Origin of the sequence: Cellulomonas algicola (assembly GCF_019024305.1) — a bacterium.
Lineage (GTDB): Bacteria > Actinomycetota > Actinomycetes > Actinomycetales > Cellulomonadaceae > Cellulomonas > Cellulomonas algicola.
Genome location: NZ_JAHKSJ010000002.1, coordinates 670,595 through 695,552, shown reverse-complemented (window position 1 = coordinate 695,552; position 24,958 = coordinate 670,595). Strand labels below are relative to the sequence as shown.

Sequence of the window (24,958 nt, the reverse complement as noted above, 5' to 3'; positions counted from 1 at the left end):
CGGCCTGGTGGGGCACCGCGCGGCCGGTCGTCGGGCGCGGTCCGCCGGCGACGTCTCAGCGGGCGACGGCGAGGAGCAGGTCGCGAGCGGTCGGCCGGACCGGGCGGTCCTCCGAGAGGGCAGTGACGACGGCACCGTCGACGAGCGCGACGGCGACGGCGGGCGCGAGCTCGAGCCCGACGGCCGCGATGACGCGTGCGACCACCTCGTCGACCTCGGCGCGCCCGTCGGCGAAGGCCCGCGCGAGGGTGCGGTTGCGGCCGGACCCGAGCAGGTGCTCGTACTGCGCACGCACGGCGTCGTCGTCGCCGGGGGGCAGGACGGCGGCTGCGACGACGTCGGCGGCGGCGTGGGCGCCCGTCGGCGGCCCGGCGTCGAGCGACGCGAGGACGGCGCTCGCGTTCTGCGCCCACGACCGGGCGAGGACGCTGCCGGCGGCGGTCGCAAGCTCGTCGAGGTCGGCGAAGTAGTAGGTCGTCGCGGACAGCGACGCGCCGGCCGCGGCCGCGACCCGGCGGTGCGTGAGGGCTCCGGGCCCTTCGCGCAGCACGAGGTCGGCGGCCGCGGCGGCGAGCTGGTCGCGGCGCTGCGTGCCCTTGGTCGTGCGGGTCACGCGTGGCTGCTGCCGGACAGCTGCAGCCCGACGACGCCCGCGACGATGAGCACGAGCGACACGACGGTGAGCACCGACATGCGCTCGTGCAGCAGGATCGCGGCGGCGACCGCGGTGGTCGCGGCCCCGACGCCGACCCACACGCCGTAGGCGATGCCGACGGGCAGGGTGCGCAGCGCGAAGCTGAGCCCCGCGAAGGACGCGGCCGCGAGCACGACGAACCACACGCTGGGCCAGAGCTTGGTGAAGCCGGCGGACTGCTTGAGCGCGAGCGCCCAACCCGCCTCGAGCACACCGGACAGGACGAGGACGATCCAGGCCATGGGGGACGACACCTCCGAGCAGGCCCGCCTGCGTCGGCGGGCGTCGTGCGCGCCGGGTGTCAGGTCCGCCGTCCCGCGCACGTTCTAGTACGACCGTACCAGAATGATCGAACACTAGGGTGACGACGTGAGCGACACCTCCCCGACCGCCGAGCCCGCGCTGCCCGCACCCGTCTCCACGACGTTCGACCCCCGCCGCTGGCGGACCGTCGACGGCTTCGAGGACCTCACCGACCTCACGTACCACCGCGGCTACGCGCGGCCCGACGACGCGCAGCGCGCCGCCGGCGCGACCGGTCGCGACCTGCCCGTCGTGCGCGTCGCGTTCGACCGGCCCGAGGTCCGCAACGCGTTCCGCCCGCACACCGTCGACGAGCTCTACCGGGTGCTCGACCACGCGCGCACCACGTCGTCCGTCGGGACCGTCCTGCTCACGGGCAACGGGCCGAGCCCGCGCGACGGCGGCTGGGCGTTCTGCTCGGGCGGCGACCAGCGGATCCGCGGCCGCGACGGGTACCGGTACGCCGACGGCGACACGGCCGAGGCCGTCGACCCCGCGCGCGCCGGCCGGCTGCACATCCTCGAGGTGCAGCGGCTCATCCGGACCATGCCCAAGGTCGTCGTCGCGCTCGTCGGCGGCTGGGCCGCGGGCGGCGGGCACTCGCTGCACGTCGTCGCCGACCTGACGATCGCGAGCCGCGAGCACGGCCGGTTCATGCAGACGGACGCCAACGTCGGCTCGTTCGACGGCGGCTACGGGTCCGCGCTGCTCGCCCGGCAGGTCGGGCAGAAGCGCGCCCGGGAGATCTTCTTCCTGGCCCGCGAGTACTCCGCGGACGAGGCCCACGCGTGGGGCGCCGTGAACGACGTCGTGCCCCACGACGAGCTCGAGGAGGCCGGCCTCGAGTACGCCCGCATCATCGCGACCAAGTCGCCGCAGGCGATCCGCATGCTCAAGTTCGCCTTCAACCTGGCGGACGACGGCCTCGCCGGTCAGCAGGTGTTCGCCGGGGAGGCCACCCGGCTCGCCTACATGACCGACGAGGCCGTCGAGGGACGCGACGCCTTCCTCCAAAGGCGCGATCCCGACTGGTCCGGCTTCCCGTACGCCTACTGACGAGGTCCCTCCACCCCGTCAGCAGGCGCGCGGGAGCCGGCGCTCACTGACGACCGAACGCCCACGCCGCGAGGTCGACGACCTGGCTGATCGCGAGCGTCGCGCCCAGGGCGAGACCCGCGAGGATCACGACCGACGCGACGACGGCGCCCAGCGACGCGGTGCTGTGCTCACGGGCTTGCAGGTGCTCGGTGGCCATGACGACAACACTGTCGCGACGACCCCCGCGGGCGCGTCGCCCCCACGTCGGGAACCCGAGAGGCGGAAACCCACCCGTGGGAGGACAACGTTCCGCCCCGAGGTGGACCCGGCCGCGTCCGCGACCCTCCCTCCGGCGGGCTCAGCCCACCGTGAGCGACCCCGAGCCGGCGGGGACGAGCTCGACCCACGTGTTGCCGGGCGCGAGGTCGGCGGGGCGCCCGTCGGCCAGGAACAGCCGCAGCGGCGCGTCCTGCGCGTCCTTCTGCCAGCGCACCGCGACGGTCTTCCCGCCCGTCGCGACCACCCCGTCACCGGAGCCGACCAGCTCGTACGTCGGCACGGGGGCACCGCCCTGCGCGCCGAACTGCGTGCTGGGGTGCGCGGCCGTGATCGACACGACGTTCACCGCCGACAGCCGCGCGCCGCTGCGGGCGTTCGCGGGCGTCTGCCCCTCCGACCGCAGCCACGTCCCCGACCCCGCGTCCCACGACCAGCGCGGGTTCGACGCGGCCGACAGGCGGAAGTCGAGGGTCGTGGCGGGCGTGCCGCCGGCGACCGCCGCCGCGCGGTCGGCGCTGCGCGCGAACGTGAACTGCTCCTCGGGCGGGGCCTGGTGGCTCGCGTCGGCCTGCGCCCAGAACACCTCGGGCGTGCCGTAGACGTTGTGCGGCGCCGCCCGGTCCCGCGTGCGGTAGAGCCCGTCGGCGCCCGCGTCGTGCGAGATCATCTGCAGGCCGCTGTCCTCGACGAGCGCGAGGATCCCCGGCTGCCCGCCCGAGAAGACGAGCAGGCCGTGCGTCGGCGCGAGGATCACCGGGTCCATCGGACGCACCGACCGGATCGGCCCCACCTCGGCCGGCACCTGCGAGTGGAACACCGCGATGAGCCGCGACACCTCGAACTCGACGATCGTCTCCCACACGACGTCCGCCTGCTCGAGACCGGTCTGCGGCCGTGCGACCGCGGTGTTCTCGACCTTCACGCCGAGCGCCGGACGCTGCGCGGGCTCGCCCGGCACGCCGGTCAGCGGCCACGTCGGCGGGACGACGGGCGTCGGCGCGGCGCCCTTGTCGGGCTCGATCGACGGCCGCTCCGTGACGGGCGTCGGCGGCGGCGACTGCTCGGCGGCGGTCCCGCAGGCCGCGAGCGCGAGCATCACACCGACCAGCGGTAGGCCCCACCGCAGCGTCGGGCGCCCGCGTCGCCGGTGCCCGGCCGTCGTGCCCCGTGTCGTCGTGCCCTGCGTCGTCCTCGTCACGCGGACCACTGTGTCACGGCGCGTCGCGGACGTTCCTGAGCGCGGCGGGCGTGCCCCGCACTCGGCCCGACGATCGCCCGGGCGGCGCACCGGACCGCGCGGCACCCAGCGCGGCGGCCGGCGGCGGCGTTCAGGAGACGGTGACGCTGCCCGACGACGCCGGCACCAGCTCGACCCACGTCACGCCCGGCGCGAGCGTGACCGGCGAGCCGTCCGGGCCGGTCAGGGTGAGCACGGCGTCCGTCGCCGGCTTCGACCACGTCACCTCGAGCGCCTTGCCGCCGCTGACGACCGTGCCCTTGCCGGTGCCGACCAGCACCGTCTCCGGCACGGGGTTCCCGGCGGGGTCCTTGGTGCCCGAGTCGACGAGCTGGACCCGCAGCGCGACGACGTTGCGTGCGGCGAGCCGGGTGCCCGACCGGGCCGTCGCGGGCGTGTCGCCCTCGGACCGCAGCCACGTGCCGCTCGCGGTGTCGAACGCCCACCGGGGGCGCGAGTAGCCCGACAGCCGGAGGTCGAGCAGCGTCGCCGGCGTCCCGGCGGTCAGCACCGTCGACTGGTCCGCGCGGCGCGCGAACGCGAACTGCGCGGGCGGCGACGCGCTGTGACCCGCGTCGGCGTTCTCCCACCACGTCGTGGGGGTGCCGTAGACGTTGTGCCACGCCGGCATGACGCCCTTCTTGCGGTAGAAGCCCGCCGCGCCGCCGTCCTGGCTCATGAGCTGCACGCCCGACTGCCCGAGCTCGCGCACGAAGGCCTGCTGACCGCCCGAGAACGCGACGATGCCGTGCAGGGGTGCTGCGATCGCCGGGTCCATCGGGCGGATCGAGCGGACCGGTCCGACCTCCGCCGGCACCTGCGAGTGGAAGACGGCGACGAACCGCGTGATGCCGCCCTCGACGACCTGCTCCCAGACGACGTCCGCCTGGTCGAGGCCCGTCTGCGGGCGGACCTCGCGCGGGTTCTCGATCTTCACCGCGATCGCCGGCCGGTCGACCACCGCGTCGGCGGCCTCCCCCGTGAGCGGCCAGCGCGGGGGCACGACGACCGCGGGCGGGGCGGCCTTCGCGACCTCGACGGTCGGCTCCTGCGTGAGCGTCGTGCGCTCGGGCTGGCTCGGCCCGGACGCGCAGGCGCCGACCGTGAGCACCGCGAGGGCGAGGACGGCGGCGAGACGCAGCGTCGGGCGAGCAGGGGCGTGAGGCACGGAGGGCTCCTTCGGGGGCGGACCGCGGGTCACTCTAGTTGCCGACCCCGTGCGTCCGGTCCGGCGTCGGGCGGCTCGCCGACGGGCACCTAGGCTGGGCGCGTGACCCGGCCCCTGCGCGACGTGCCCGCGCACGCGCTGCTCGACGCGCTGGCCGCGGCCCTCGACGGGACGGGCCCCGCGGTGCGGCCCGTCGCACCGGGCCCCGACGAGCGGCCGGTCGACGCACCCGCGGTCCACCCGTCCGGGCGCGCGACGCACGAGCACGCGGGAGCCGCGCCGGCACGGCCGGGACGCGGTCCGACGGCCGCGCCGGCCGCGCACGTCGACGAGCGTGTGGCCGTCGTGGTCCGGACCTCGGGGTCGACGGGTGAGCCGCGCGAGGTCCTGCTCTCACGCGCCGCCCTGCGTGCCTCGGCGACGGCCACCGAGCACCGGCTCGGCGGGCCCGGGCGGTGGCTGCTCACGCTGCCGACGCACCACGTCGCCGGGGTGCAGGTGCTCGTCCGCTCGGTGCTCGCGGGGACGACGCCCGTCGTCGTCCCGGACGGGCCGTTCCGTCCCGCGGCGTTCCTCGAGGCGCTCGCGGCCTTCGGGACGGCCGAGCGGCGGTACACGTCCCTCGTCCCGACCCAGCTCGTGCGGCTGCTCGACGACCCCGCCGGGACCGCGGCGCTCGCGACCTTCGACGCGGTGCTGCTCGGCGGTGCGGCGACCGCCCCCGACGTCCTGGGGCGCGCACGGTCGGCGGGCGTGCGCGTCGTGACGACGTACGGCATGACCGAGACGTGCGGCGGCTGCGTGTACGACGGCGTGCCCCTCGACGACGTCACGGTCGCGCTGGACGACGCCGGGCGCGTGCTGCTGTCCGGACCCGTCCTGGCCGACGGCTACCGCGGCCGCCCCGACCTGGACGCCGACGCCTTCGTGACGCTGCCCGACGGGCGCCGCGCGCTGCGCACGAGCGACCTCGGCCGGCTCGACGACGGCGTCCTCACGGTGCTCGGACGCGCCGACGACGTGCTCGTGACCGGCGGCGCCAAGGTCGCCCCCGCAGCCGTCGAGGCGGTGCTCGGCGGGCTCGACGGCGTGCGCGAGGCGTGCGTCGTGGGCGTGCCCGACGCCGAGTGGGGGCAGGCCGTCGTCGCGGTCGTCGTGCCGCGCGCGGGCGACGCCCCGACGCTCGACCGGGTGCGCGAGGCCGTCGCGCACCGGCTCGGCGCCCCGAGCGCGCCCCGCCACCTCGTGACGGTGGACGCGCTGCCGCTGCGCGGCCCGGGCAAGGTGGACCGCACGGCGGTCGCGCGGCTCGCCGCGGAGGCTGTCGGACACGAGGACAAGCAGCGCACGACCCCGACGGGCGTGCACGACGACGCGGGCGCCCCGCCCGCACCGACCGGAAGGAGCGGCGCGTGACGACCGCACGGGAGTGGGTGGCCGGTGCACGGCTCAGGACGCTGCCGGCGGCGGCCGCACCGGTGCTCGTCGGCACGGGTGCCGCCGCACAGCTCGACGAGGCGAACCTCGGACGGGCCGCGCTCGCGCTCGGCGTCGCGCTGGCGCTGCAGGTGGGCGTCAACTACGCCAACGACTACTCCGACGGCATCCGCGGCACCGACGTCGACCGTGTCGGGCCGCTGCGGCTCACCGCGTCGGGCGCCGCGAGCCCTCGTGCCGTGCGCGCGGCGGCGTTCCTGTCGTTCGCCGTCGCCGGGCTGCTCGGCCTCGCGCTGGTCGTCGTGACGTCCCAGTGGTTCCTGCTCGCCGTCGGGGCGTTCGCCATCGCTGCCGCATGGACGTACACGGGCGGCCGCAGCCCCTACGGGTACCGCGGGCTCGGCGAGGTCGGCGTCTTCGTGTTCTTCGGGCTCGTCGCGGTGCTCGGCACGACCTGGACGCAGGCGCTCGAGCTGCCGTGGACCGCGTGGGTCGGCGCCGTGGCCGTCGGGCTGCTCGCGTGCGCGCTGCTCATGGTCAACAACCTGCGGGACGTGCCGACCGACGCGCTCGTCGGCAAGCGCACCCTGGCCGTGCGGCTCGGGGAGTACAAGGCGCGGCGCGTGTACGCGGCGCTCGTGCTCGTGCCCGTCGCGCTCGGCGCCGTGTGCGTGTTCGCCGCGCCGTGGGCGCTGCTCGTCCTGCCGCTGTTCGCGCCCGCCGGCATCCTGGCCGGCGTCGTGCTGCTGGGGGCGCGCGGACGCGCGCTCGTGCCCGTGCTCGCGGGCACCGGGATGCTCGAGCTCGGGTTCGGGGTCCTGCTGGGGCTCGGCCTGGCGATCTGACGGTCGACCCCGCCCGAGGAGCGAGGCGGGCGGTCGGGTCAGGCGCTCGGGTCAGACGGTCGGCTCAGGCCGTCGGCTTCTTGCGGTCGACGGACGTCCCGCCGTCGTCCGTCGACGTCGGCACGTCCGCCTTGGCGTCCGCCCGAGGACCGTCCGCGGCGTCGACCGCCGCGTCCTCCACGTCGGCGTCCTGGTCCGCGCGCGAGCGCCCCTTGGTGCCCTCGCGCGTGCGCCGCTCGTCACGTGCCGCGATCCAGGCGACGGCCGCGTCGCGTGGCGTGCGCAGCAGCACGTACCCCGCCATCCACGCGAGCAGCGCGGCCGCGATCACCGCGAGCCAGGACCGCAGCCCCGCGACCCAGAGCAGGCCGAGGAACGCGGCGAAGAGCAGCAGACGGTAGAGGGTGTAGAGCGCGACGGGCACCCCACCAGCCTAGGACGGCAGCGGGACCGCTCGACGCCTAGGGTGGGTGGATGGCCCGCTACCTCGCGTTCGTGATCGTGGTCGGCCTCGTCGTGTGGTGCGTGCTCGACATCTCCCGCAGCTCCGACGAGGAGCGGCTGGGCGTCCACCCGCTGCTGTGGATGGCGCTCGTCGTCCTCGTGCCCGTGCTGGGCGCGATCCTGTGGATCCTCGTGAGCCGCGGTCGCCGCGCGGCCGCCCGCCAGGCCGGTGGGGGAACCGGCGGCTCGGCGTCGGGCGGGTCGTCGTGGACACCGCGCCGCCGCTCGGGACCGGTCGCCCCCGACGACGACCCCGACTTCCTGCGCAAGCTCGACGAGGAGCGGCGCCGACGCGAGCAGGGCACGGGGGACGGCTCCCCCACGTCCTGACGCTCCGCCGACGTCCTGACGCTCCGCGACGTCCTGACGTTCCGACGACGTCCTGACGGTCCGACGACGTCCAGACGTTCCGACGACGTCCTGACGTTCCGACGACGTCCTGACGTCATGTCGACGCCTGACGTCACGCCGCGCGCACGTCCCGCGTCCGCGTCGCCGCCCGTCTCGGGCGGGCCGGTCAGAGGCCCGAGTAGGAGTGCTTGCCGGAGAACACCAGGTTCACGACGGTGAAGTTCGCGAGCACCACGGCGTAGCCGACGAACACGAAGTACGCGGCGCGGCGTCCGCTCCACCCGCGCGTCGTGCGGGCGTGCAGGTAGGCCGCGTACACGACCCACGCGACGAACGTGCCGACCTCCTTGGGGTCCCAGCCCCAGTAGCGGCCCCACGCGTGCTCGGCCCAGATGGCGCCGCCGATGAGCGTGAAGGTCCACAGCACGAAGCCGAGCGCGTTGAGGCGGAAGGCGAGCGCCTCGAGGTCGCGCGGCGACGGCACCTGGTCGACCCACCCGAACCGCTGCCCGACGACCGCGCGGCGCATGCCGTCGGTCCAGGCGCGGGGCGCGTCGACGGGCTTGGGGCCGGACGCACGCACGTCGGCGAGGATCTGGAGCGCGGACGCGGCGAACGCGACCGTGAAGATGCCGGTCGCGATGATCGCGACCCCGACGTGGATGACCAGCCAGTAGGAGTGCAGCGCGGGCTGGACGGCGTCGGCCTGGATGTAGAACGCGTTGAGGGCGAGCACCAGGGCGAGGACCGCGATGCCCATGACGAGCACGCCGAGGAACGCGATCACGCGACGCTGCTGCACGACGGCGAGCACCGACACCGCGACGAGGACGCCGACGATCGTGAACTCGTACATGTTCGCCGTGGGCCAGCGGCCGGCTGCGATGCCGCGCAGCACGATGCCGGCGAACAGCAGCGCGAGGCCCAGGTAGGTCGTCGAGCGGGCGATGCCCTCCGCCTTCGCCGAGCCCTGGGGTGCAGCCGGCGGGGCCTCGGCGACCGCGACCGAGCCGCCGCCGGCGGCGACCGCGGCGCGGGACTCCGTCTTCGCCGCGGCGCGCCGCTGCGTGGAGTCGGCGATGCGCGCGAGGTCGGCGGCGAACGCGATCAGCGCGATCGTGAACGCGGTCGCCGCGGCCCACACGAGCAGCGTGGAGAGGTCACCGGTGGTCATGTCGCGCTTCCTCGGGGGACGGTCGGGGCGGACGGGCTGGACGGGGTGGACGCGTCGGCGGGGGCCGTCGGGTCCGGTGGCTGCGGTGCGGCCGTCGTCGGCAGCGTCGCCGCGAGCAGCCGGTCGAGCTCGGGCTGGAGGCCGACGTCGTCGCCGCGGGCGAGTCCCGCCGCGGTGACCACTGTACGGCCCGCGTCGTCGCCGGTCCCGGGCGCGGCCCGCACCCAGACGCGGCGGCGGGGGGCGAACAGACTGGCCGCCAAGCCGGCGAACGCGAGCAGCGCGAACACGAGCACGAACGTGAGCGCCGGGTCGTGCCGGAGGTCGAGCGCGACGAACCGCGGCAGACCGTCGAACGTCAGGGTTCCGAGGCCCTCGGGCAGGTCGACCGTCTCGCCCGGGCGGACGTAGAGCGTGACGACGTTCCCGTCGGCGTCGACGGCCTGCTCCATGCGCGACTCGTCGAGCTCGTACACGTTCTGCGGCACGCCCGTGTCGAGGCCGAGGTTGCCGGACCACACCGACAGCACGAGCAGCGGTTCGTCCGGCTGCGGGTCGGTCGAGCGGTACAGGGTGTCGCTGACCTGCGTCGCCGTCGGGAGCAGGTAGCCGACGATGCCGATCTGCTCCTGGCCGCCGGACACGTCGGGCACCTTGACGACGCCGCGCGACGTGTACACCTCGTCCTGCGGCAGGAACGGCACCGCGCCGGCGAACGCGACCTCGCCGGCCGCGTCGCGGACCGTGAGCTCGGGCGCGTACCCGTTGCCCTGCAGGTACACCTTGGCGCCGCCCGCGGTGAGCGGGTGGTTGACCTTGATGGTCCGCTCCTGCGGCGCGTCGCCCGGCTCGGTCAGCGTCACGTGCGCGGTGAAGTCGCGGGACTGGAGCGTCTCGGGGTCGAAGCGCGCGTCGAACTCGTCGAGCCGCAGCGTGAACGGGACCAGCGACGACGGGTCGAAGCCGGTGCCGTTCTCGAACGTGTCGTAGTCGACCTGCGCGTTCGCGAAGCCGCGGCCCTGCACGACGATCGCCTGGCCGCGGTAGTGCAGCAGCTGGCCGGTCGCGACGGACACGAGCAGCCCGACGAGCGCGAGGTGGAACACGAGGTTGCCGGTCTCGCGCAGGTACCCGCGCTCCCCCGCGGCCGACCAGGTGCCGCCGCCCTCGTCGTGCACGTCGACGCGGTACGTCGGCACGAACGGCAGCCACGACCAGCCGCGGCGCATGGTCGCCGCGGCGCGCTCGGCGACGGTGCGCGCGTCGTCGTCCGTCGTCGCGCCGCCCTGCGCGGGGAACCGGCCCAGGCGGCGCGGCGTGCGCGGCGGACGCCCGCGGACCCCGGCGAGGTGCACCTTGGTGCGCGGCAGGATGCAGCCCACGAGCGACACGAACAGCAGCAGGTAGATCGCCGAGAACCAGACCGACGAGTAGACGCCGAAGAAGCCGAGGCGGTCGAGCCACGGGCCCGTCGTCGGGTGGTCGAGCAGGTACTGCGCCACCTTGGCGGGGTCCTGCGCGCGTTGCGGGAACAGCGTGCCGGGCACCGCGGCGACGGCGAGCAGCATGAGCAGAAGCAGCGCGACGCGCATGCTCGTGAGCTGGCGCCACGCCCAGCGCACCCAGCCGGTGAAGCCGAGGGTCGGCAGCTGGACGGGCGCATCCGCGGGCGCGTCGGGCGCGTCCGTGGGCTGCGTGAACGCGTCGTCGAGGCCCTCGGGGCGGTAGGTCGTCACGTCACACCACCGGCACGAAGGGGTCGTAGCCGGTGAGGACCCCCTGGAGCCAGGACGCCCACGTGCCCCACACGCCCGTCACGAGCGCGAGGCCCAGGATCACGAGCATCGCGCCGCCGACGCGCATGATCGCGCGGCGGTGCCGGCGCAGGAAGCCGACCATGCGCGTGCTGCTCTCGAGCCCGAGGGCGACGAGCAGGAACGGCAGACCGAGACCGACGCAGAACGCGACGGCGAGCAGCGCGCCGCGACCGGCCGAGCCGCCGTCGAGCGACAGCGTGAGGATCGCGGCGAGCGTCGGGCCGATGCAGGGCGTCCACCCGAGCCCGAACGTCACGCCGAGCAGCGGTGCGCCCCAGAGCCCGGCGCGGGGTGCGAGGTGGAGGCGGCGCTCGTTCTGCAGGAACGGGATCAGGCCCAGGAACCCGAGGCCCATGACGATCACGACGAGGCCGAGCACGCGCGTGACCGGGTCCTGCCAGCGCAGCAGCAGGCCGCCGAGCGAGCCGGCGAGCGCGCCGTAGGCGACGAAGACCGCGGTGAAGCCGGCGACGAACAGGCCGACGCCGAGCAGCACGCGCGAGCGGGCGGGCGCGACGCGCTCCACGGTGGCCGTCGTGGTGCGGGCGGTCCCGCCGCCGTCGCCGGTCGTCGCGTCGCCGGTCGCGACGGTCGTGCCGTCGGTCACGGACGTCGTCCCGGCGGTGGTCGTCCCGGCGGTGGTCGTCCCGGCGGTGGTCGTCCCGGCGGTGGTCGTCCCGGCGGTGGTCGTCCCCGCGGTGGTCGTCCCCGCGGCGGCGCTCGTCGCGCCGGTGCGGGCCGAGCGCGACGCTCCCGCGCCGGACATGCCGCCGAGGAAGCCCAGATAGCCCGGGACGAGCGGCAGGACGCACGGCGACGCGAACGACACGAGCCCCGCGATCAGCGCGACCGGCACGGCGAGCAGCAGCGAGCCCGACACGACCGCCTGGCCGAAGACGTCGCCGACGTCCGCCGCGACGGGCACGCCGGCGGCGAGGGCGGGGACGACGGCGGCGGTCACGACGCGGCGCCGCCGGGCTGCTCGGCGAGGAGCTCGTCGACGAGCGCACGCAGCGTCGACGCCTCGGCCAGGCCGAGGATGCGTGCGGCGACCTTGCCGTCCCGGTCGAGCAGGATCGTCGTCGGGACGGCGTTCACGGGGACGACGCCCTGGAGCGCGGCGATCGCCGAGCCGTCGGTGTCCTCGATGCTCACGTACGGCACGTCGAACTGGCGCTGGAACGCCTCTGCGGCGCCGGCGGCGTCCGTCCCGTTGATCCCGAGCACGTGCACGCCGTCGTCGGCGTAGTCGGTCGCGAGCGCGACCAGGTCGGGCGCCTCCGCGCGGCACGGCGGGCAGTTCGCGTACCAGGTGTTGAGGACGACGACGTCGCCGCGCCAGTCCGCGACGTCCTGCGCGCTGCCGTCGTACGCCGTGCCGGACAGCTCCACCGGCCCCTTGCGGTCGGCGGCGACCCACGTCGTGGCGCTGCCGTCGCCCGACTGGTAGCCCTGGTCGACGACGTCGGCGGGCGCGTCGCCCTCGGACGCGGACGTGCAGCCGGCGGCGAGCGCGGCGACGACCGCGAGCGCGGCGGCGGTCCGGGCGAGCGCGCGGGACCGACACGGCGCAGACGGGCGGGCCGTCGACGGGCGGGTCGCGCGCGACGGGCTGGTCAGGAGGGAGGCTCGGTGCACGGTCATGCCCCCGCCACGTGGGACGCGCCGGGCAGCAGCGCGGCGGCAGGCTCGGAGTAGCCGACGCCGACGAGGCGGTCGTCCTCGTAGCGCAGGGACGTCAGCGAGGCGAGGCTGCACTGGCGGCGGCGCGGGTCGTGCCACAGGCGGCGGTTCTCGAGCGCGAGGCGCGTGACCCACACGGGCAGCTGGTGGCTGACGAGCACGGCCTCGTGGCCGCGGGCCTGCCGGCGGGCGTCGGCGACCGCGGCGAGCATGCGGTCGACCTGCTCCTGGTACGGCTCGCCCCACGACGGCTTGAACGGGTTGCGCAGGTAGGGCCAGTGCTCGGGGTGGCGCAGCGACCCGTCGCCGACGCCGAACGTCTTGCCCTGGAAGTGGTTGGCGGCCTCGATGAGCCGCTCGTCGACGCCGACGTCGAGGCCGAACGCGGCGGCGATCGGGGTGGCGGTCTCCTGCGCGCGCTGCAGCGGGGAGGCGATGACGGCGACGACGTCGTGCCGCGGCCTCGCGGACCCGCCGGTCGTCCCGGGCTCGCCCGCGAGCGCGTCGGCGACGGCGCGCGCCATGGCGTGCCCCCGCTCGGACAGGTGGTAGCCCGGCAGGCGCCCGTACAGCACGCCCGCGGGGTTGTGCACCTCGCCGTGGCGCAGCAGGTGGACGGTGGTGGCGACCATGGGGTCAGTGTCGCAAACCCGGCTGTGTGTCCCGGACGGTTCGGCCCGTCAGGCGACGTGACACGGGACACCCGGGTCGTCGTCGCACCCGCCGACGATCCGGTCGGCCACCACCTGCATGGCGGCGCCGAGCGCGGCGAACTGCTCGGGCGTGAGGACGTCGACCAGGTGGTCGCGCACGGACTGGACGTGCTCGGGGGCCGCGTCGACGAGCCGCTTCCACCCCGCGTCGGTCATGGTCGCGTTGACGCCGCGCGCGTCCTCGGCGCAGGGCGCGCGCCGGACCAGGCCGGCCTCCTCCATGCGGCGGACGGTGTGCGTGAGGCGGCTGCGCGAGTGCACGATGCCGTCGGCCAGCTCGGACATGCGCATGGTGCGGCCGGGCTGCTCGGACAGGCGGACGAGGACCTCGTACTCGTGCGTGGACAGCCCGGTGCGCGCCTCGAGCTCGTGCTCGAGGACGGCGGTCAGGCGGGCGACGCCGGACCGGAACGACCGCCAGTGGGTCTGCTGCTCGGCCGTGAGCCAGCCGCCGCGCGGCGAGGGCTCGGTGGTGCTCATCACGATCTCCATCCCGGGACAGGTGTTGCGCTCTGCCGACAAGTGTAGTTCAATCGTCAACTAACGAGAGTAGTTGACCTTTCAACGACTGAGGAGCCCCCCATGACCGCCACCGCCACCGCCCTCCCCACCGGCCTCACCACCGGCGTCTGGGCCGTCGACGCCTCCCACACCGAGGCCTCCTTCACCGTCCGCCACGCGGGCATCTCCAAGGTGCGCGGCTCGGTCGCCGTCTCCGAGGGCACCATCACCGTCGGCGAGACCCTCGCGGAGACCTCCGTCTCCGTCACGCTCGACCCGTCGACCGTCTCCACCGGCGACGCCAACCGCGACGGCCACCTCAAGTCGGGCGACTTCTTCGACGTCGAGAAGTTCGGCCAGTGGACCTTCGTCTCGACCGAGATCCGCGGCGAGGGCAGCGACTACGTCATCGTCGGCGACCTCACCATCCACGGTGTGACGCAGTCCGTCGAGCTCGCCACCGAGTTCAACGGCACCGCCGTCGACCCGTTCGGCAACACGCGCGCCGGGTTCGAGGCCACCGTCACGATCTCGCGCAAGGACTTCGGCCTGACCTGGAACGCGGCCCTCGAGGCCGGTGGCGTCCTGGTCGCCGACAAGGTCGTCATCGCGCTCGACGTCTCGGCCATCCGCCAGGGCTGAGCCCCCGTCCCGCACCCCGGGACCCCCGCACGGAGCCCCGCCACCCCACCCGGGTGAGCGGGGCTCCGTCGTCCCTGCGGCCGAGCGGCTCACGCCTCCCAGGTCCCCGTGCGGCGCTGGTCGTGGAACGCGAGGATCTGCAGCTCGGAGGCCACGTCCACCGCGCGCACGTCCACGTGGGCCGGCACGTGCAGCGCCCGCGGTGCGAACGTCAGGATCCCGACCACACCGGCCTCGACCAGCGCGTCGCACACCGCCTGCGCACCCGCCGCCGGAGTCGCGATCACCCCGATCGACACCCCGTTCGTGCGGACCAGCGCGTGCAGGTCGTCGAACGGCTGCACCACCAGGCCTGCGACCGTGGTCCCCACGACGGCCGGGTCCGCGTCCACGAGCCCCACGACCGCGAAGCCCCGCTCCGCGAAGCCCGAGTAGTTCGCGAGCGCGTGGCCCAGGTTGCCGACGCCCACGATCACGACGCGCCGCTGCGTCGTCAGGCCCAGCACCACCTCGACCTGCTCCGACAGGTGCGCCACGTCGTAGCCCACCCCGCGCCTCCCGTACGAGCCCAGGAACGACAGGTCCTTGCGGAGCTGCGCCGACCCCACGCCCGCCCGCGACGCGAGCTCGTCCGACGACGTCAGCACCGCCCCCTCGGCCGCGAGCGCGTGCAGCGCGCGCAGGTAGCCAGGCAGCCGTGCGACCGTCGCGGGCGGCACCGTCCGCGCCCGTCCCCCGCCGGACGCCGCGGGCTCGCTCGCCGCGCGCGTCCGGGGTGCCGTGCCATGCGTGTCCACGTCGACTCCCGCAAGCCCCCGACCGACCGTCGGTCCGGCCGTCAGCACAGGTTAGGGCGTCGTGCGGGGACGGGAAAGGGCCCGCTCGAGGTGTCGCGCGTCGATCCGCCAGTAGCCCTGCGTCACGCCGTCCACCTGCACGACAGGGACGAGCTCGCCGAACTCCTCGACCAGGTCGCGACCCTCGACGGCGCCGTCCGGGGCGTCGACGTCCACCTCGACCCAGCGCTCACCCGCCCGTGCGCAGACGTCGGCGACCACCGCGCGCGCGTCCTCGCACAGATGGCACCCCGCCCGCCCGAACAGCACGACCCTCGCGTCACCCACACCCCCACGCTAGGCGACCCGCCTGCCTCTCCCGTCTCGTCCCCAGCCCATCACCGAGTTCGTCGGCTCGTGACGAGTTCGTCAGCGTCGACCAGCGAACCGGGCACGAGCTGACGAACTCACGCGCTCGGACGTGGGGAAAGGGTGGGGCGGAGGGGGCCCCGGGTGGGTGCAGGTGCGGCCGGGAGGGCGTGGAGGGTGGGACACGAGTGGCGTGGGTCTCAGTAGAGTGGCGTGGTGCGTCCGGTCCGCGATCCCTCTCCCGCCGCGCGCGCGATCGCCGAGGCGGGCGTCGCCAAGGCTCCTGCGGACGTCCCGGTCGTCGCTGCCGAGCCGGGGTCGGACGAGGTCCGCACGGGCGCGTTCTTCGACGTCGACAACACGATCATCCGCGGCGCGTCGTCGTTCCACCTGGCCGTCGGCCTGTACCGGCGTGGGTTCTTCCGCAAGCGCGACATCGTGCGGTTCGGCGTGCACCAGGCCCGCTATCTCGCGTTCGGGGAGAACAAGCAGCAGATCGACGAGGTGCGCTCGCGCGCGCTCGAGATCATGCGCGGGCACTCGGTCGCGGAGGTGACGGCGATCGCCGAGGACGTCTACGACGAGGTCCTCTGCCTGCGCATCTACCCCGGCACGCAGCGGCTGCTCGACGACCACATCGCCGCCGGCCACGAGGTCTGGCTGGTGACCGCGACGCCGGTCGAGATCGGCGAGGTCATCGCGCGGCGCCTCGGCGTCACGGGCGCGCTCGGGACCGTCGCGGAGCACGACGACGGGTTCTACACCGGGCGGCTCGTCGGAGACCTGCTGCACGGGCAGGCGAAGGCCGACGCGGTGCGCGCGCTCGCCGAGCGGGACCGCATCGACCTCGGTGAGTCGTACGCGTACGGGGACTCGACCAACGACGTCGCGATCCTGTCCGAGGTCGGCCACCCGTGCGCGATCAACCCGGACCGTCGCCTGCGCCGGCACGCCGCGTCGGTCGGCTGGCCGGTGCGCGAGTTCCGCAGCAGCCGCGGCCGGACCGCGCGCCGCAGCATCAACGCCGCGAGCCTCGCGGGGCTCGCGTGGGCGCTCGGGCTGGTCGTCCGGGCCGTCCGCCGCTCGCTGCGCGGCGGCTCCTGACCGTTCGTCGGACCGGTCGTCGGACCGGGCGGGGTCACGACCGTCGGCGTCCTTATGCTGGCGCGCATGCCCGTGCGCCCCGCCACGACCGACGACGTCGACGCGCTCGCCGCGCTCGCGGCGGTCACCTTCCCGCTCGCCTGCCCGCCCGGCTCGAGGGCCGCGGACCAGCAGGAGTTCATCGCGGCCGTGCTGTCGCCCGAGCGGTTCGCGGGCTACGTCGAGGACCCCGCGCGCGCGGTGCTCGTCGCGGACGAGGACAGGACGCTGACCGGGTACACGATGCTGGTCGAGGGCGAGCCGGCGGACGACGACGTCCGCACCGCGCTCACGGTCCGCCCCACGATCGAGCTGTCCAAGTGCTACGTCCACCCCGACCACCACGGCGCCGGGGTCGCGCACACCCTCATGGCCGCCTCGGTCGACGAGGGCCGACGCCGCGGGGCCGCGGGCATGTGGCTCGGCGTCAACCAGCAGAACGCCCGGGCGCGGGCGTTCTACGAGCGGTCCGGGTTCACGGTCGTCGGGACGAAGCACTTCACGGTCGGGTCGCGCGTCGAGGACGACTACGTCCTGGAGCGCGCGCTCTGATCACGGCTCACGCCGGCCGTCTGACGCCGCCGCACCCCGCGCCCTGACGGCGGCACGCCCCTAGCCTGGGGCGATGGCACAGGTCAGGCAGGTTCAGGTCACGTTCGACTGCGCCGAGCCGGAGCGGGTCGCCCGGTTCTGGTGCGAGGTGCTCGGGTACGTCGTCCCCCCGCCGCCCGCGGGCTTCGAGTCGTGGGACGCGTTCGTCGAGTCGCTGCCGCCCGAGCGCCGGGACTCGGCGTTCGCGGTCGTCGACCCGACGGGGGTCGGCCCTCGGCTGTTCTTCCAGAAGGTGCCCGAGGGCAAGGTCGTGAAGAACCGCGTGCACCTCGACGTGCGGGTGGGCACGGGCCTGGTCGGCGACGAGCGGGTCGCGGCGCTCGAGGCGGAGTGCGCGCGGCTCACGGCGCTCGGCGGGCGGAAGGTCCGGCTCATGCTCGCCGACGGCTTCGACGAGTCGTGCCTGGTGATGCAGGACGTCGAGGGCAACGAGTTCTGCCTCGACTGACCAGGATCGCGGGCGATGAGTTCGCGCGTGCTCGCCGGTCCTTCCTCGTGACGACCACCTCGCCCTCGCAACGGGAGACGCCATGACGAGCACGCAGGACACGACCACCGGGACGGGCCGCCCGCCCGTCGTCGACCTGGACACCTGGCAGGCCGCGCGGGACGCGCTGCTGGTGCGCGAGAAGGCGCACACGCACGCGGCCGACGCGCTCGCCGCGGAGCGTCGGCGGCTGCCGATGGTGGAGATCGACGGGACGGTCGAGGTCGTGGGCGCGGACGGCCCGGTGCCGTTCGTCGACCTGTTCCGGGGCCGCGACGAGCTGCTCGTCTACCAGCACATGTGGCACGACGGCGCCCCCGTCCAGGGCCAGTGCGAGGGCTGCACGGTCTCGGCGTGGGCGCTGCGCGACACGGTGTACCTGCGGGCACGCGGCGTCGCGTTCGCGGTGCTGACCGAGGGCCCGTGGGAGGAGGTCCCGCCGTTCCTCGACTTCATGGGCTACACGGAGCCGTGGTACTCGGTGCGCGGGGTCGCGTGGCCCGTCGGCGAGGACATGGGCCGGATCACGTGCTTCCTGCGCGACGGCGACCGCGTGTTCCTCACGTACACGACGACGGGCCGCGGCACCGAGGTCGCGAACCCCGCGTTCGCGCTGCTCGACCTGACGCCGTACGGGCGTCGCGAGGCCTGGCAGGTCACGCCCGACGGCTGGCCCGAGGGGAACGGGCCGTGCTGGTACTGGCGGACGACGGCCGACGGCCGGCAGGACTGGGACGCGAGCCGGCCGACCCCGCAGTGGACGCGCCCGGGCGCGACGCCCGTGACGTCCCTGGGTCGGCACACCCACCACCACTGACGTCGCGGACCGCGACGCGCGTGCCGGCGGGCGGCCACCTCCTGGGTCCCGCGGCACGCGCGTCGCGGGGCTCTCAGCCCGCGTGCGCCGCGTCCTGCTCCGCGTCCTGCTCCGTGCGGGTCGTCGCGACGGGCCAGCCCTCGTCGTCCCAGGCGAGCTCGCGCAGGCCGAGCGTGATCTCGCCGCCCGCGGCCGCGTCGTACCAGTGGAACGCGAGCACGCCCCGGGAGACGGACTGGCCGCCGGGGCCGACCATGTCGCCCGTCGTCGCGAGCAGCGGCGTGCCGCCGTCGTCGACGAGGTCGACACCGTCCCGGTCGACGTACGGCCCGGTCACCGCGCGCGATCGCCCGACCGCCATGTGGTACGTCGAGTCGGTGCCGCGGCAGCAGAAGTCGCGCGAGAAGAACAGGTAGTACCAGCCCTCGCGGTGCACGAGGTACGGCGCCTCGATCGGGTTCGGCGCGCCCGTGCGGCTCGCGAGCGTCACAGGCTCGGCGTCACGGTCGACGGGCAGACCCGACGGGAAGGACAGCTCGACGAGCTGGATCCCGCCCCAGAACGACCCGAACGCCATCCAGCCGCGGCCGTCGTCGTCGACGAGCACGCCCGGGTCGATCGCGTTGTAGTCCGTCTCCCCCGGCGTCGACGCCCACACGAGCCCCTGGTCGACCCACGCGTAGTCCGGGTCGTCGGGGTCGAGCGTCGTGTTCGTCGTCAGGCCGATCACGGAGCGGTTCGAGCCGAACGTCGACGCGGAGTAGTACAGGTACCAGGTGCCGTCGTGCTCGAGGACCTCGGGCGCCCAGAAGTTCTGCACGCCCGGCACGGTCTCGTAGGCCCAGCCGGGCCGGGTCGACGCGTCCCAGACGGTCCCGACGTCCTCCCAGGTGCGGCCCTCGTCGACGGACCGCCGGATCTGCGGGGCGCCGAGCCCCTGCCGCACGTCGCCGGTGCTGAAGACGTACCAGGGCTGGCCCTCGTCGCCGACGACGAGCGCCGGGTCGTGCGCGCGCACGTCGCCCGACGGCTCGAGGTCGGTGGCGGCGACGGTCGCGTCGGGCCACAGCCACCACGCGAGACCGCCCCCGACGAGCAGCGCACCCACCACGAGCACGGCGACGAGCCCGCGGCTGCGTCGCCACCCGCCCGTGCCCGCGGGAGCGGCAGCGGGCACGGGCGGTGCGGCGGACGAGGGACCGGTGCCGGTCACGTCAGGCGCCGAGGCGCACGACGTTCCACGACACGGGCGGCACCTGCACGACCAGGCGCCCGTCGCGGATCTCGGCGGTCGTGTTGGCGCGCGGTGCGACGGACGTGTCGTCGTCGGCGGTCGCGGCCCACGTGTGGTCGGGGTTCGACAGCGTGGACGCGTCGAGCACGCGCAGGCCCGGCAGCGAGCGCGCGTCGACCTCGAGCAGCGCGGGCTCGGTGAGCGACCGGTTGACGGCGAACAGCGTGGTCGCGCCGGTCTCGGGGTCGCGCGTGGCGACCGCGTCGACGAGCGCGGCGTCGCCGTAGCGAGCGGTCTCGTACGTCGGGGCGTCGATCGCGACCTGCAGCACGTCGCCCGCGGCGTACCGGGACGCCTGCGCGAACGGGTGGAAGATCGTCTGCTTCCAGGACCGGCCGCCGGGCTCGGTCATGATCGGCGCGATGACGTTGACGAGCTGTGCGAGCGACGCGGCGTGCACCCGGTCGGTGTGCCGCAGCAGCGAGATGAGCAGGTTCCCGACGACGACCGCGTCGGCGACGTTGTAGCGGTCCTCGAGCAGCACGGGCGCGACGGGCCAGTCGTCGCCGGTGGGCGGCTTGGACTCGGCGCGCTTCTGGTACCAGACGTTCCACTCGTCGAACGAGATGTGGATGCGCTTGGAGACCTTCTTGTGCGCGCGGACGGCGTCGGCGGTCGCGGTGACGGACTCGACGAAGTGGTCCATGTCGGTGGCGGACGCGAGGAACGAGCCGAGGTCGCCGTCCTCCTCCCAGTAGTACGCGTGCGCGGAGACGTAGTCGACCTGCTCGTACGCCTCGGAGAGGACGATCCGCTCCCACTCGCCGAACGTCGGCATGACGACGCCGGACGAGCCGCACGCGACGAGCTCGAGCGTGGGGTCGACCATCTTCATCGCGCGGCCCGTCTCGGCGGCGAGGCGCCCGTACTCGTGCGCGGTCTTGGACCCGATCTGCCAGGGCCCGTCCATCTCGTTGCCGAGGCACCACATCTTCACCTCGTACGGGTCCACCGCGCCGTTGGCCCGGCGCTGGTCCGCCCAGTACGTCGGGGCGGTCCCGTTGCAGTAGTCGAGCAGGTCGAGCGCCTCCTGCACGCCGCGCGTGCCGAGGTTGACGGCCATCATCGGCTCGACCTCGGCGAGCGCGGCCCACCGCATGAACTCGTCGACGCCGACCGTGTTGGGCTCGAGCGAGTGCCAGGCAAGGTCGAGCCGCGCGGGACGCTGCTCGACGGGGCCGACGCCGTCCTCCCAGCGGTATCCGGAGACGAAGTTGCCGCCCGGGTAGCGCACGGTCGAGACGCCGAGCTCGCGCGTGAGCTCGAGGACGTCCTTACGGAAGCCGTCGGCGTCGGCGGTGGGGTGCGCGGGGTCGTGGATGCCCGTGTAGACGCAGCGGCCCAGGTGCTCGACGAACGACCCGAAGGTGCGCCGGCGGACGGGACCGACGGTGAAGGCCGGGTCGAGGGTGAGACGGACGGGGAACATGCGAGCTCCTGTGGTCGACTGTTCTACATCGTTGTAGACGGCAGTGTGCACGCGGCCCCCACGGGTCGTCAAACAGCTGCCCGCACCGCCGGCCGGCCGCCTCCGCAGACCGTTACCCGTTCGTGGCTTGACCGACCGACGACGTTCGTGCCATGTTGTGCAACGTTGTAGATCAACGTTGTACGAGACGACGTCGATCCAAGCAGACAGAGGTCAACGACGACCACGACGGACCGCAGCCGCTCCGGCGCCCCGCCCACCGGCGGACGCGGTCCCGACGACGGCAACGACCTCACCGATCCTCGGGAAACGGGAGGCAGGCAGATGACCACCAGGAGGAAGCTCCTCGCCGCGGCGGCGTTCGCCGTGGCCGGGACCCTCGCGCTGACGGCGTGCAGCGGGGGCGGCGACGCCAGCGGTGACGGCGGCGACAAGACCATCACGTTCATGTTCCGTGGGGGCCCGGACGAGAAGGCCGCCTACGAGGCCGCCATCGCGAAGTACACCGAGGACACCGGCACCAAGGTCAAGGTCATCGTCACCGACGCCGACCAGTACGCGACCAAGCTGCAGGCCGCCGTCGCCGGCAACAACGTGCCGGACGTCTTCTACATCGAGCAGGCCAGCCTGCAGTCCTACGTCGCCTCCGGCGTCCTCCTCGACATCACCGACCAGGTGGAGAACAGCGACGTCGACCTCTCGAACATCTGGGAGTACGGCGTCAACTCCTACCGCTTCGACGGCGAGGTCCAGGGCACGCCCGACGGCGCGCTGTACGGCCTGCCGAAGGATGTCGGCCCGTTCTCGTTCGGCTACAACAAGACGATGCTCGAGGCGGCCGGCATCCCGCTGCCCGACAAGGACACGCCCCTCACCTGGGACGAGTTCGTCGCGATCAGCAAGCAGCTCACGGTCGACAAGAACGGCGACGGCACCCTCGACCAGTGGGGCACCGGCCTCAACGTGCAGTGGAACCTGCAGTCGATGGTCTGGAGCAACGGCGGCGACTGGACGAACGAGGACCACACCAAGGTCACCGTCGACACCCCCGAGTTCGCCGAGGCGCTGCAGAAGTTCGCGGACCTCACCAACGTCGAGAAGGTCACGCCGTCGGCGTCCGACGCCGCCACGCTGGACACCTACCAGCGCTGGATGGCGGGCGAGATCGGCTTCTTCCCGGTCGGCCCGTGGGACGTCTCGGTCTACAACGACCTCGACTTCGACTACGACCTCATCCCCTGGCCGACCGTCGGTGACGGCGGCACGGCGACGTGGCTCGGCTCGCTCGGCATCGGCGTCTCCGCGACGTCGAAGCACCCGGACGACGCCGCGAAGCTCGTGACCTACCTGAGCGCCGACCCCGAGGCGCAGCAGACGCTGGTCGACGCGAACATCCAGATCCCCAACCTCATCGACGTCGCCCAGGAGTGGGCCGCCGAGGAGGGCGCCGAGCCCGCGAACCGCCAGGAGTTCCTGGACATCGCGCAGGACTACGGCCGTGCCATGCCCGCCGCGTTCACCTACGGCGCCGAGTGGTACGACGAGCTCTGGACGAACATCCAGCCCGTGCTCGACGGCAAGCAGACGGCCGCCGACTACCTGGCCGAGGTGCAGCCGAAGATGCAGACGCTCCTCGACGAGTCCATCGCGAACGCCGAGCAGGCCGGCTGATCCTGCCCCACCCGTCCCCGCCGCCCGACGCCGCTCCGCCGGGCGGCGGGGACCCCCGGAACGAGAAGGAGCCTGGGATGGCGCGCACCGCGACCGTCGAGACCCCGCCGAAGGCGCCCGGCACCGCCGCCGCCTCCCCCGCGCCCGCGGCGCGCACCAAGCGCGACATCCTGCGCCTGCACCGCACCGAGCACCGCTGGGCGGCCCTGTTCGTCGCCGCCCCGGTCCTCGGCTACCTGCTCTTCACGCTGTACCCCATCGGCTTCGCCGTGTACGCGTCGCTGACGAGCTGGAACGGCCTGGGCCCGATGCGGTTCGTCGGGCTGGAGAACTACGTCGACCTGATCTCCGACGAGTACTTCCACAAGGCGCTGTTCAACACGTTCTTCTACATGATCGGCATCCCGATCGGCCTCGCGCTGTCGCTGCTGCTGGCCCTCGCGCTCAACCGGAGGATCCCCGGCCGCACCGCGTTCCGGACCATCTACTACGTGCCCGTGATCTCGTCGCTCGCCGCGATCGCGATCGTGTGGCAGTTCGCCTACAACGGCGACTTCGGCCTCGTGAACCAGGTGCTCGCATGGTTCGGGATCCAGGGCCCGGACTGGCTGCAGAACACCGCCACCGTGAAGCCCGCGATCATCATCATGGCGATCTGGAAGGGCCTCGGGTACTCGACGCTGCTCTACCTGGCCGCGATCCAGTCGGTGCCCGCGTCGCTGCTGGAGGCGGCCGCCCTCGACGGCGCGAACGCCTTCCAGCGGTTCCGGTCGATCATCATGCCGATGGTCCGTCCCGTGACGTTCTTCCTCGTCGTCACGAACGTCATCGCCGGGTCGCAGATCTTCACCGAGATCAACATCATGACCCCCACGGGCGGCCCCGAGTTCAGCTCCGCGTCCGTCGTCTGGTACATCGTCCGCAAGGCGTTCAAGTACCAGCAGATGGGCTACGCGACGGCCATGTCGATCGTGCTGGGGATCCTCGTCCTCGTCATCACCCTCATCCAGTTCCGCCTCAACCGGCGCAACAGCTTCGCCATCGACTGAGGGCAGGAGACACGCCATGACTCAGACCACCCTGCCCCCGCTCGCGCGTCCCGCCGCCGCGAAGCCCGAGGGTCGCACCCCGACCTCCCGCACGCGCTCACGCCGCACCGCCGACGCGATCACGTTCGTCATCCTGGTCCTCGGCTCGGCCGCGATGCTCGCGCCGCTCGTCTGGATGCTCTCGACGTCGCTCAAGACGAAGGCCGAGGTCTTCGCGCTGCCGCCCGTCTGGATCCCCGACGCGCCGCAGTGGGACACGTACGTCCGGATGTGGACCGAGGCGCCCATCCTGTCGGGCTTCATGAACAGCCTGATCGTCGCCGGCACCGTGACCGTCGTCGGCTCGTTCACCTCCGCGCTCGCCGCGTTCGCGCTCGCGAAGCTGCGGCTGCCGTACAAGAACGCGATCTTCATCGGCCTGCTGTCGGGGCTGATGGTGCCCTACCCGACGATCATGATCCCGCAGTTCGTCATGTTCTCCCGGCTGCACTGGGTCGACACCCTGCTGCCGCTGATCGTGCCGCTGCTGTTCGGCAACATCATCATGATCTTCTTCCTGCGGCAGTACCTCGAGTCCGTCCCGAACTCGATGATCGAGGCCGCGAAGATCGACGGCGCGTCGTACCCGCAGATCTTCCGCATCATGATCCTGCCGATGATCCGGCCCGCGATCGCCGCCCAGTTCATCCTCTGGTTCATGACGATCTGGAACGACTACCTCGCGCCGATCCTCTACCTGAACACCCCCGAGCGGCAGACGCTGCAGGTCGTCATCGCCAACCTCAACGTCGAGTTCGCCACGCAGCGGGACTACCCGCTGATCATGGCGGCGTCGTTCGTGGCGCTGCTGCCGATCCTGATCGTGTTCCTCATCTTCCAGCGGCAGATCATCGAGTCCGTCGCCCTCACCGGCACGAAGGGCTGA

At 73.8% G+C, this 24,958-nt stretch carries 28 protein-coding genes; 12 read left to right on the top strand and 16 right to left on the bottom strand.

The window, feature by feature from the left end:
* Positions 1-55: 55 nt before the first annotated feature.
* Both KOV94_RS03190 and KOV94_RS03185 read right to left on the bottom strand, forming a co-directional pair.
* Positions 56-613: a TetR/AcrR family transcriptional regulator gene (locus KOV94_RS03190; RefSeq protein WP_218051197.1), complete on the bottom strand. Its 558-nt coding sequence runs from the start codon at positions 611-613 to the stop codon at positions 56-58.
* Positions 610-936 carry a DMT family transporter gene (locus tag KOV94_RS03185; protein ID WP_124343691.1) on the bottom strand — a complete coding sequence of 109 codons (327 nt, stop codon included), beginning with the start codon at positions 934-936 and terminating at the stop codon, positions 610-612. The genes KOV94_RS03190 and KOV94_RS03185 overlap by 4 nt, the downstream gene beginning before the upstream one ends.
* Positions 937-1,063: 127 nt before the next feature.
* Here KOV94_RS03185 and KOV94_RS03180 point away from each other — a divergent pair, with 127 nt between their 5' ends.
* Entirely contained in the window at positions 1,064-2,053 is a 990-nt protein-coding gene (locus tag KOV94_RS03180) for a 1,4-dihydroxy-2-naphthoyl-CoA synthase (protein ID WP_124343690.1), read from the top strand.
* Between the two features lie 43 nt (positions 2,054-2,096).
* On the opposite strand, the gene KOV94_RS03175 is transcribed toward KOV94_RS03180, so the two are convergent.
* The 3 genes from KOV94_RS03175 to KOV94_RS03165 form a co-directional block, all read right to left on the bottom strand.
* Positions 2,097-2,252 (bottom strand): hypothetical protein, encoded by a 156-nt coding sequence (locus KOV94_RS03175; RefSeq protein WP_168679966.1) that lies wholly within the window; start codon positions 2,250-2,252, stop codon positions 2,097-2,099.
* A 141-nt stretch (positions 2,253-2,393) separates the two neighbouring features.
* Positions 2,394-3,512 carry a DUF3048 domain-containing protein gene (locus KOV94_RS03170; RefSeq protein ID WP_308160340.1) on the bottom strand — a complete coding sequence of 373 codons (1,119 nt, stop codon included), beginning with the start codon at positions 3,510-3,512 and terminating at the stop codon, positions 2,394-2,396.
* A gap of 130 nt (positions 3,513-3,642) precedes the next feature.
* Entirely contained in the window at positions 3,643-4,719 is a 1,077-nt protein-coding gene (locus tag KOV94_RS03165) for a DUF3048 domain-containing protein (protein ID WP_218051196.1), read from the bottom strand.
* 102 nt (positions 4,720-4,821) lie between these two features.
* On the opposite strand from KOV94_RS03165, the gene menE reads away from it, so the two are divergent.
* Both menE and KOV94_RS03155 read left to right on the top strand, forming a co-directional pair.
* Positions 4,822-6,135: an o-succinylbenzoate--CoA ligase gene (gene menE, locus KOV94_RS03160; RefSeq protein WP_218051195.1), complete on the top strand. Its 1,314-nt coding sequence runs from the start codon at positions 4,822-4,824 to the stop codon at positions 6,133-6,135.
* The gene (locus KOV94_RS03155; protein ID WP_124342100.1) at positions 6,132-7,001 is read left to right on the top strand and encodes a 1,4-dihydroxy-2-naphthoate polyprenyltransferase; all 870 of its coding nucleotides are present in this window, start codon (positions 6,132-6,134) and stop codon (positions 6,999-7,001) included. The genes menE and KOV94_RS03155 overlap by 4 nt, the downstream gene beginning before the upstream one ends.
* 64 nt (positions 7,002-7,065) lie before the next feature.
* Here KOV94_RS03155 and KOV94_RS03150 read toward each other — a convergent pair whose 3' ends face one another.
* Positions 7,066-7,425 (bottom strand): DUF4229 domain-containing protein, encoded by a 360-nt coding sequence (locus tag KOV94_RS03150; protein WP_218051194.1) that lies wholly within the window; start codon positions 7,423-7,425, stop codon positions 7,066-7,068.
* A gap of 50 nt (positions 7,426-7,475) precedes the next feature.
* Between KOV94_RS03150 and KOV94_RS03145 the strand changes: the two genes are divergently transcribed.
* A complete protein-coding gene (locus tag KOV94_RS03145; RefSeq protein ID WP_218051193.1) occupies positions 7,476-7,835 on the top strand; it encodes a PLD nuclease N-terminal domain-containing protein in 360 nt (119 codons plus the stop codon).
* A gap of 187 nt (positions 7,836-8,022) precedes the next feature.
* Here KOV94_RS03145 and ccsB read toward each other — a convergent pair whose 3' ends face one another.
* From ccsB to KOV94_RS03115, 6 genes are read right to left on the bottom strand one after another with little or no spacing between them, the layout of a single operon-like run.
* A complete protein-coding gene (gene ccsB / locus KOV94_RS03140) occupies positions 8,023-9,030 on the bottom strand; it encodes a c-type cytochrome biogenesis protein CcsB (protein WP_218051192.1) in 1,008 nt (335 codons plus the stop codon).
* A complete protein-coding gene (gene resB / locus KOV94_RS03135; RefSeq protein ID WP_218051191.1) occupies positions 9,027-10,766 on the bottom strand; it encodes a cytochrome c biogenesis protein ResB in 1,740 nt (579 codons plus the stop codon). The genes ccsB and resB overlap by 4 nt, the downstream gene beginning before the upstream one ends.
* Before the next feature lies 1 nt (position 10,767).
* Entirely contained in the window at positions 10,768-11,808 is a 1,041-nt protein-coding gene (locus KOV94_RS03130; protein ID WP_417282008.1) for a cytochrome c biogenesis CcdA family protein, read from the bottom strand.
* Positions 11,805-12,491 carry a TlpA family protein disulfide reductase gene (locus KOV94_RS03125; protein ID WP_218051190.1) on the bottom strand — a complete coding sequence of 229 codons (687 nt, stop codon included), beginning with the start codon at positions 12,489-12,491 and terminating at the stop codon, positions 11,805-11,807. The genes KOV94_RS03130 and KOV94_RS03125 overlap by 4 nt, the downstream gene beginning before the upstream one ends.
* Positions 12,488-13,162, bottom strand: coding sequence for a histidine phosphatase family protein (locus KOV94_RS03120; RefSeq protein ID WP_218051189.1), 675 nt, complete (start codon positions 13,160-13,162; stop codon positions 12,488-12,490). Before KOV94_RS03120 ends, KOV94_RS03125 begins: the two co-directional genes overlap by 4 nt.
* A 48-nt stretch (positions 13,163-13,210) precedes the next feature.
* Positions 13,211-13,723 (bottom strand): MarR family winged helix-turn-helix transcriptional regulator, encoded by a 513-nt coding sequence (locus tag KOV94_RS03115; RefSeq protein ID WP_124343166.1) that lies wholly within the window; start codon positions 13,721-13,723, stop codon positions 13,211-13,213.
* Between the two features lie 102 nt (positions 13,724-13,825).
* Here KOV94_RS03115 and KOV94_RS03110 point away from each other — a divergent pair, with 102 nt between their 5' ends.
* Positions 13,826-14,386, top strand: a complete 561-nt coding sequence (locus KOV94_RS03110; RefSeq protein WP_124343167.1) for a YceI family protein — start codon at positions 13,826-13,828, stop codon at positions 14,384-14,386.
* Positions 14,387-14,475: 89 nt separating this feature from the next.
* On the opposite strand, the gene KOV94_RS03105 is transcribed toward KOV94_RS03110, so the two are convergent.
* Both KOV94_RS03105 and KOV94_RS03100 read right to left on the bottom strand, forming a co-directional pair.
* Positions 14,476-15,183, bottom strand: coding sequence for a redox-sensing transcriptional repressor Rex (locus KOV94_RS03105; RefSeq protein WP_124342066.1), 708 nt, complete (start codon positions 15,181-15,183; stop codon positions 14,476-14,478).
* A 51-nt stretch (positions 15,184-15,234) separates the two neighbouring features.
* A complete protein-coding gene (locus KOV94_RS03100; RefSeq protein WP_308160337.1) occupies positions 15,235-15,510 on the bottom strand; it encodes a glutaredoxin family protein in 276 nt (91 codons plus the stop codon).
* A 237-nt stretch (positions 15,511-15,747) separates the two neighbouring features.
* Between KOV94_RS03100 and KOV94_RS03095 the strand changes: the two genes are divergently transcribed.
* The 4 genes from KOV94_RS03095 to KOV94_RS03080 all read left to right on the top strand — a co-directional run bounded on the left by KOV94_RS03095 (position 15,748) and on the right by KOV94_RS03080 (position 18,590).
* Entirely contained in the window at positions 15,748-16,635 is an 888-nt protein-coding gene (locus KOV94_RS03095; protein ID WP_124342065.1) for an HAD family hydrolase, read from the top strand.
* 66 nt (positions 16,636-16,701) lie between these two features.
* Entirely contained in the window at positions 16,702-17,226 is a 525-nt protein-coding gene (locus tag KOV94_RS03090; protein WP_225915917.1) for a GNAT family N-acetyltransferase, read from the top strand.
* Positions 17,227-17,299: 73 nt separating this feature from the next.
* Complete coding sequence (locus KOV94_RS03085) at positions 17,300-17,734, top strand: VOC family protein (protein ID WP_218051187.1); 435 nt, start codon at positions 17,300-17,302, stop codon at positions 17,732-17,734.
* Positions 17,735-17,816: 82 nt separating this feature from the next.
* Complete coding sequence (locus tag KOV94_RS03080) at positions 17,817-18,590, top strand: DUF899 family protein (RefSeq protein ID WP_218051186.1); 774 nt, start codon at positions 17,817-17,819, stop codon at positions 18,588-18,590.
* A 73-nt stretch (positions 18,591-18,663) separates the two neighbouring features.
* On the opposite strand, the gene KOV94_RS03075 is transcribed toward KOV94_RS03080, so the two are convergent.
* Together KOV94_RS03075 and arfA are read right to left on the bottom strand one after the other, a co-directional pair.
* Positions 18,664-19,767 carry an arabinan endo-1,5-alpha-L-arabinosidase gene (locus KOV94_RS03075; RefSeq protein WP_218051185.1) on the bottom strand — a complete coding sequence of 368 codons (1,104 nt, stop codon included), beginning with the start codon at positions 19,765-19,767 and terminating at the stop codon, positions 18,664-18,666.
* A 37-nt stretch (positions 19,768-19,804) separates the two neighbouring features.
* Positions 19,805-21,313, bottom strand: coding sequence for an arabinosylfuranosidase ArfA (gene arfA / locus KOV94_RS03070; protein ID WP_218051184.1), 1,509 nt, complete (start codon positions 21,311-21,313; stop codon positions 19,805-19,807).
* A gap of 324 nt (positions 21,314-21,637) precedes the next feature.
* Here arfA and KOV94_RS03065 point away from each other — a divergent pair, with 324 nt between their 5' ends.
* The 3 genes from KOV94_RS03065 to KOV94_RS03055 all read left to right on the top strand — a co-directional run bounded on the left by KOV94_RS03065 (position 21,638) and on the right by KOV94_RS03055 (position 24,958).
* The gene (locus KOV94_RS03065; RefSeq protein WP_124342060.1) at positions 21,638-22,984 is read left to right on the top strand and encodes an ABC transporter substrate-binding protein; all 1,347 of its coding nucleotides are present in this window, start codon (positions 21,638-21,640) and stop codon (positions 22,982-22,984) included.
* A gap of 77 nt (positions 22,985-23,061) precedes the next feature.
* Complete coding sequence (locus tag KOV94_RS03060; RefSeq protein ID WP_124342059.1) at positions 23,062-24,033, top strand: carbohydrate ABC transporter permease; 972 nt, start codon at positions 23,062-23,064, stop codon at positions 24,031-24,033.
* Between the two features lie 16 nt (positions 24,034-24,049).
* Positions 24,050-24,958 (top strand): carbohydrate ABC transporter permease, encoded by a 909-nt coding sequence (locus tag KOV94_RS03055; RefSeq protein WP_124342058.1) that lies wholly within the window; start codon positions 24,050-24,052, stop codon positions 24,956-24,958.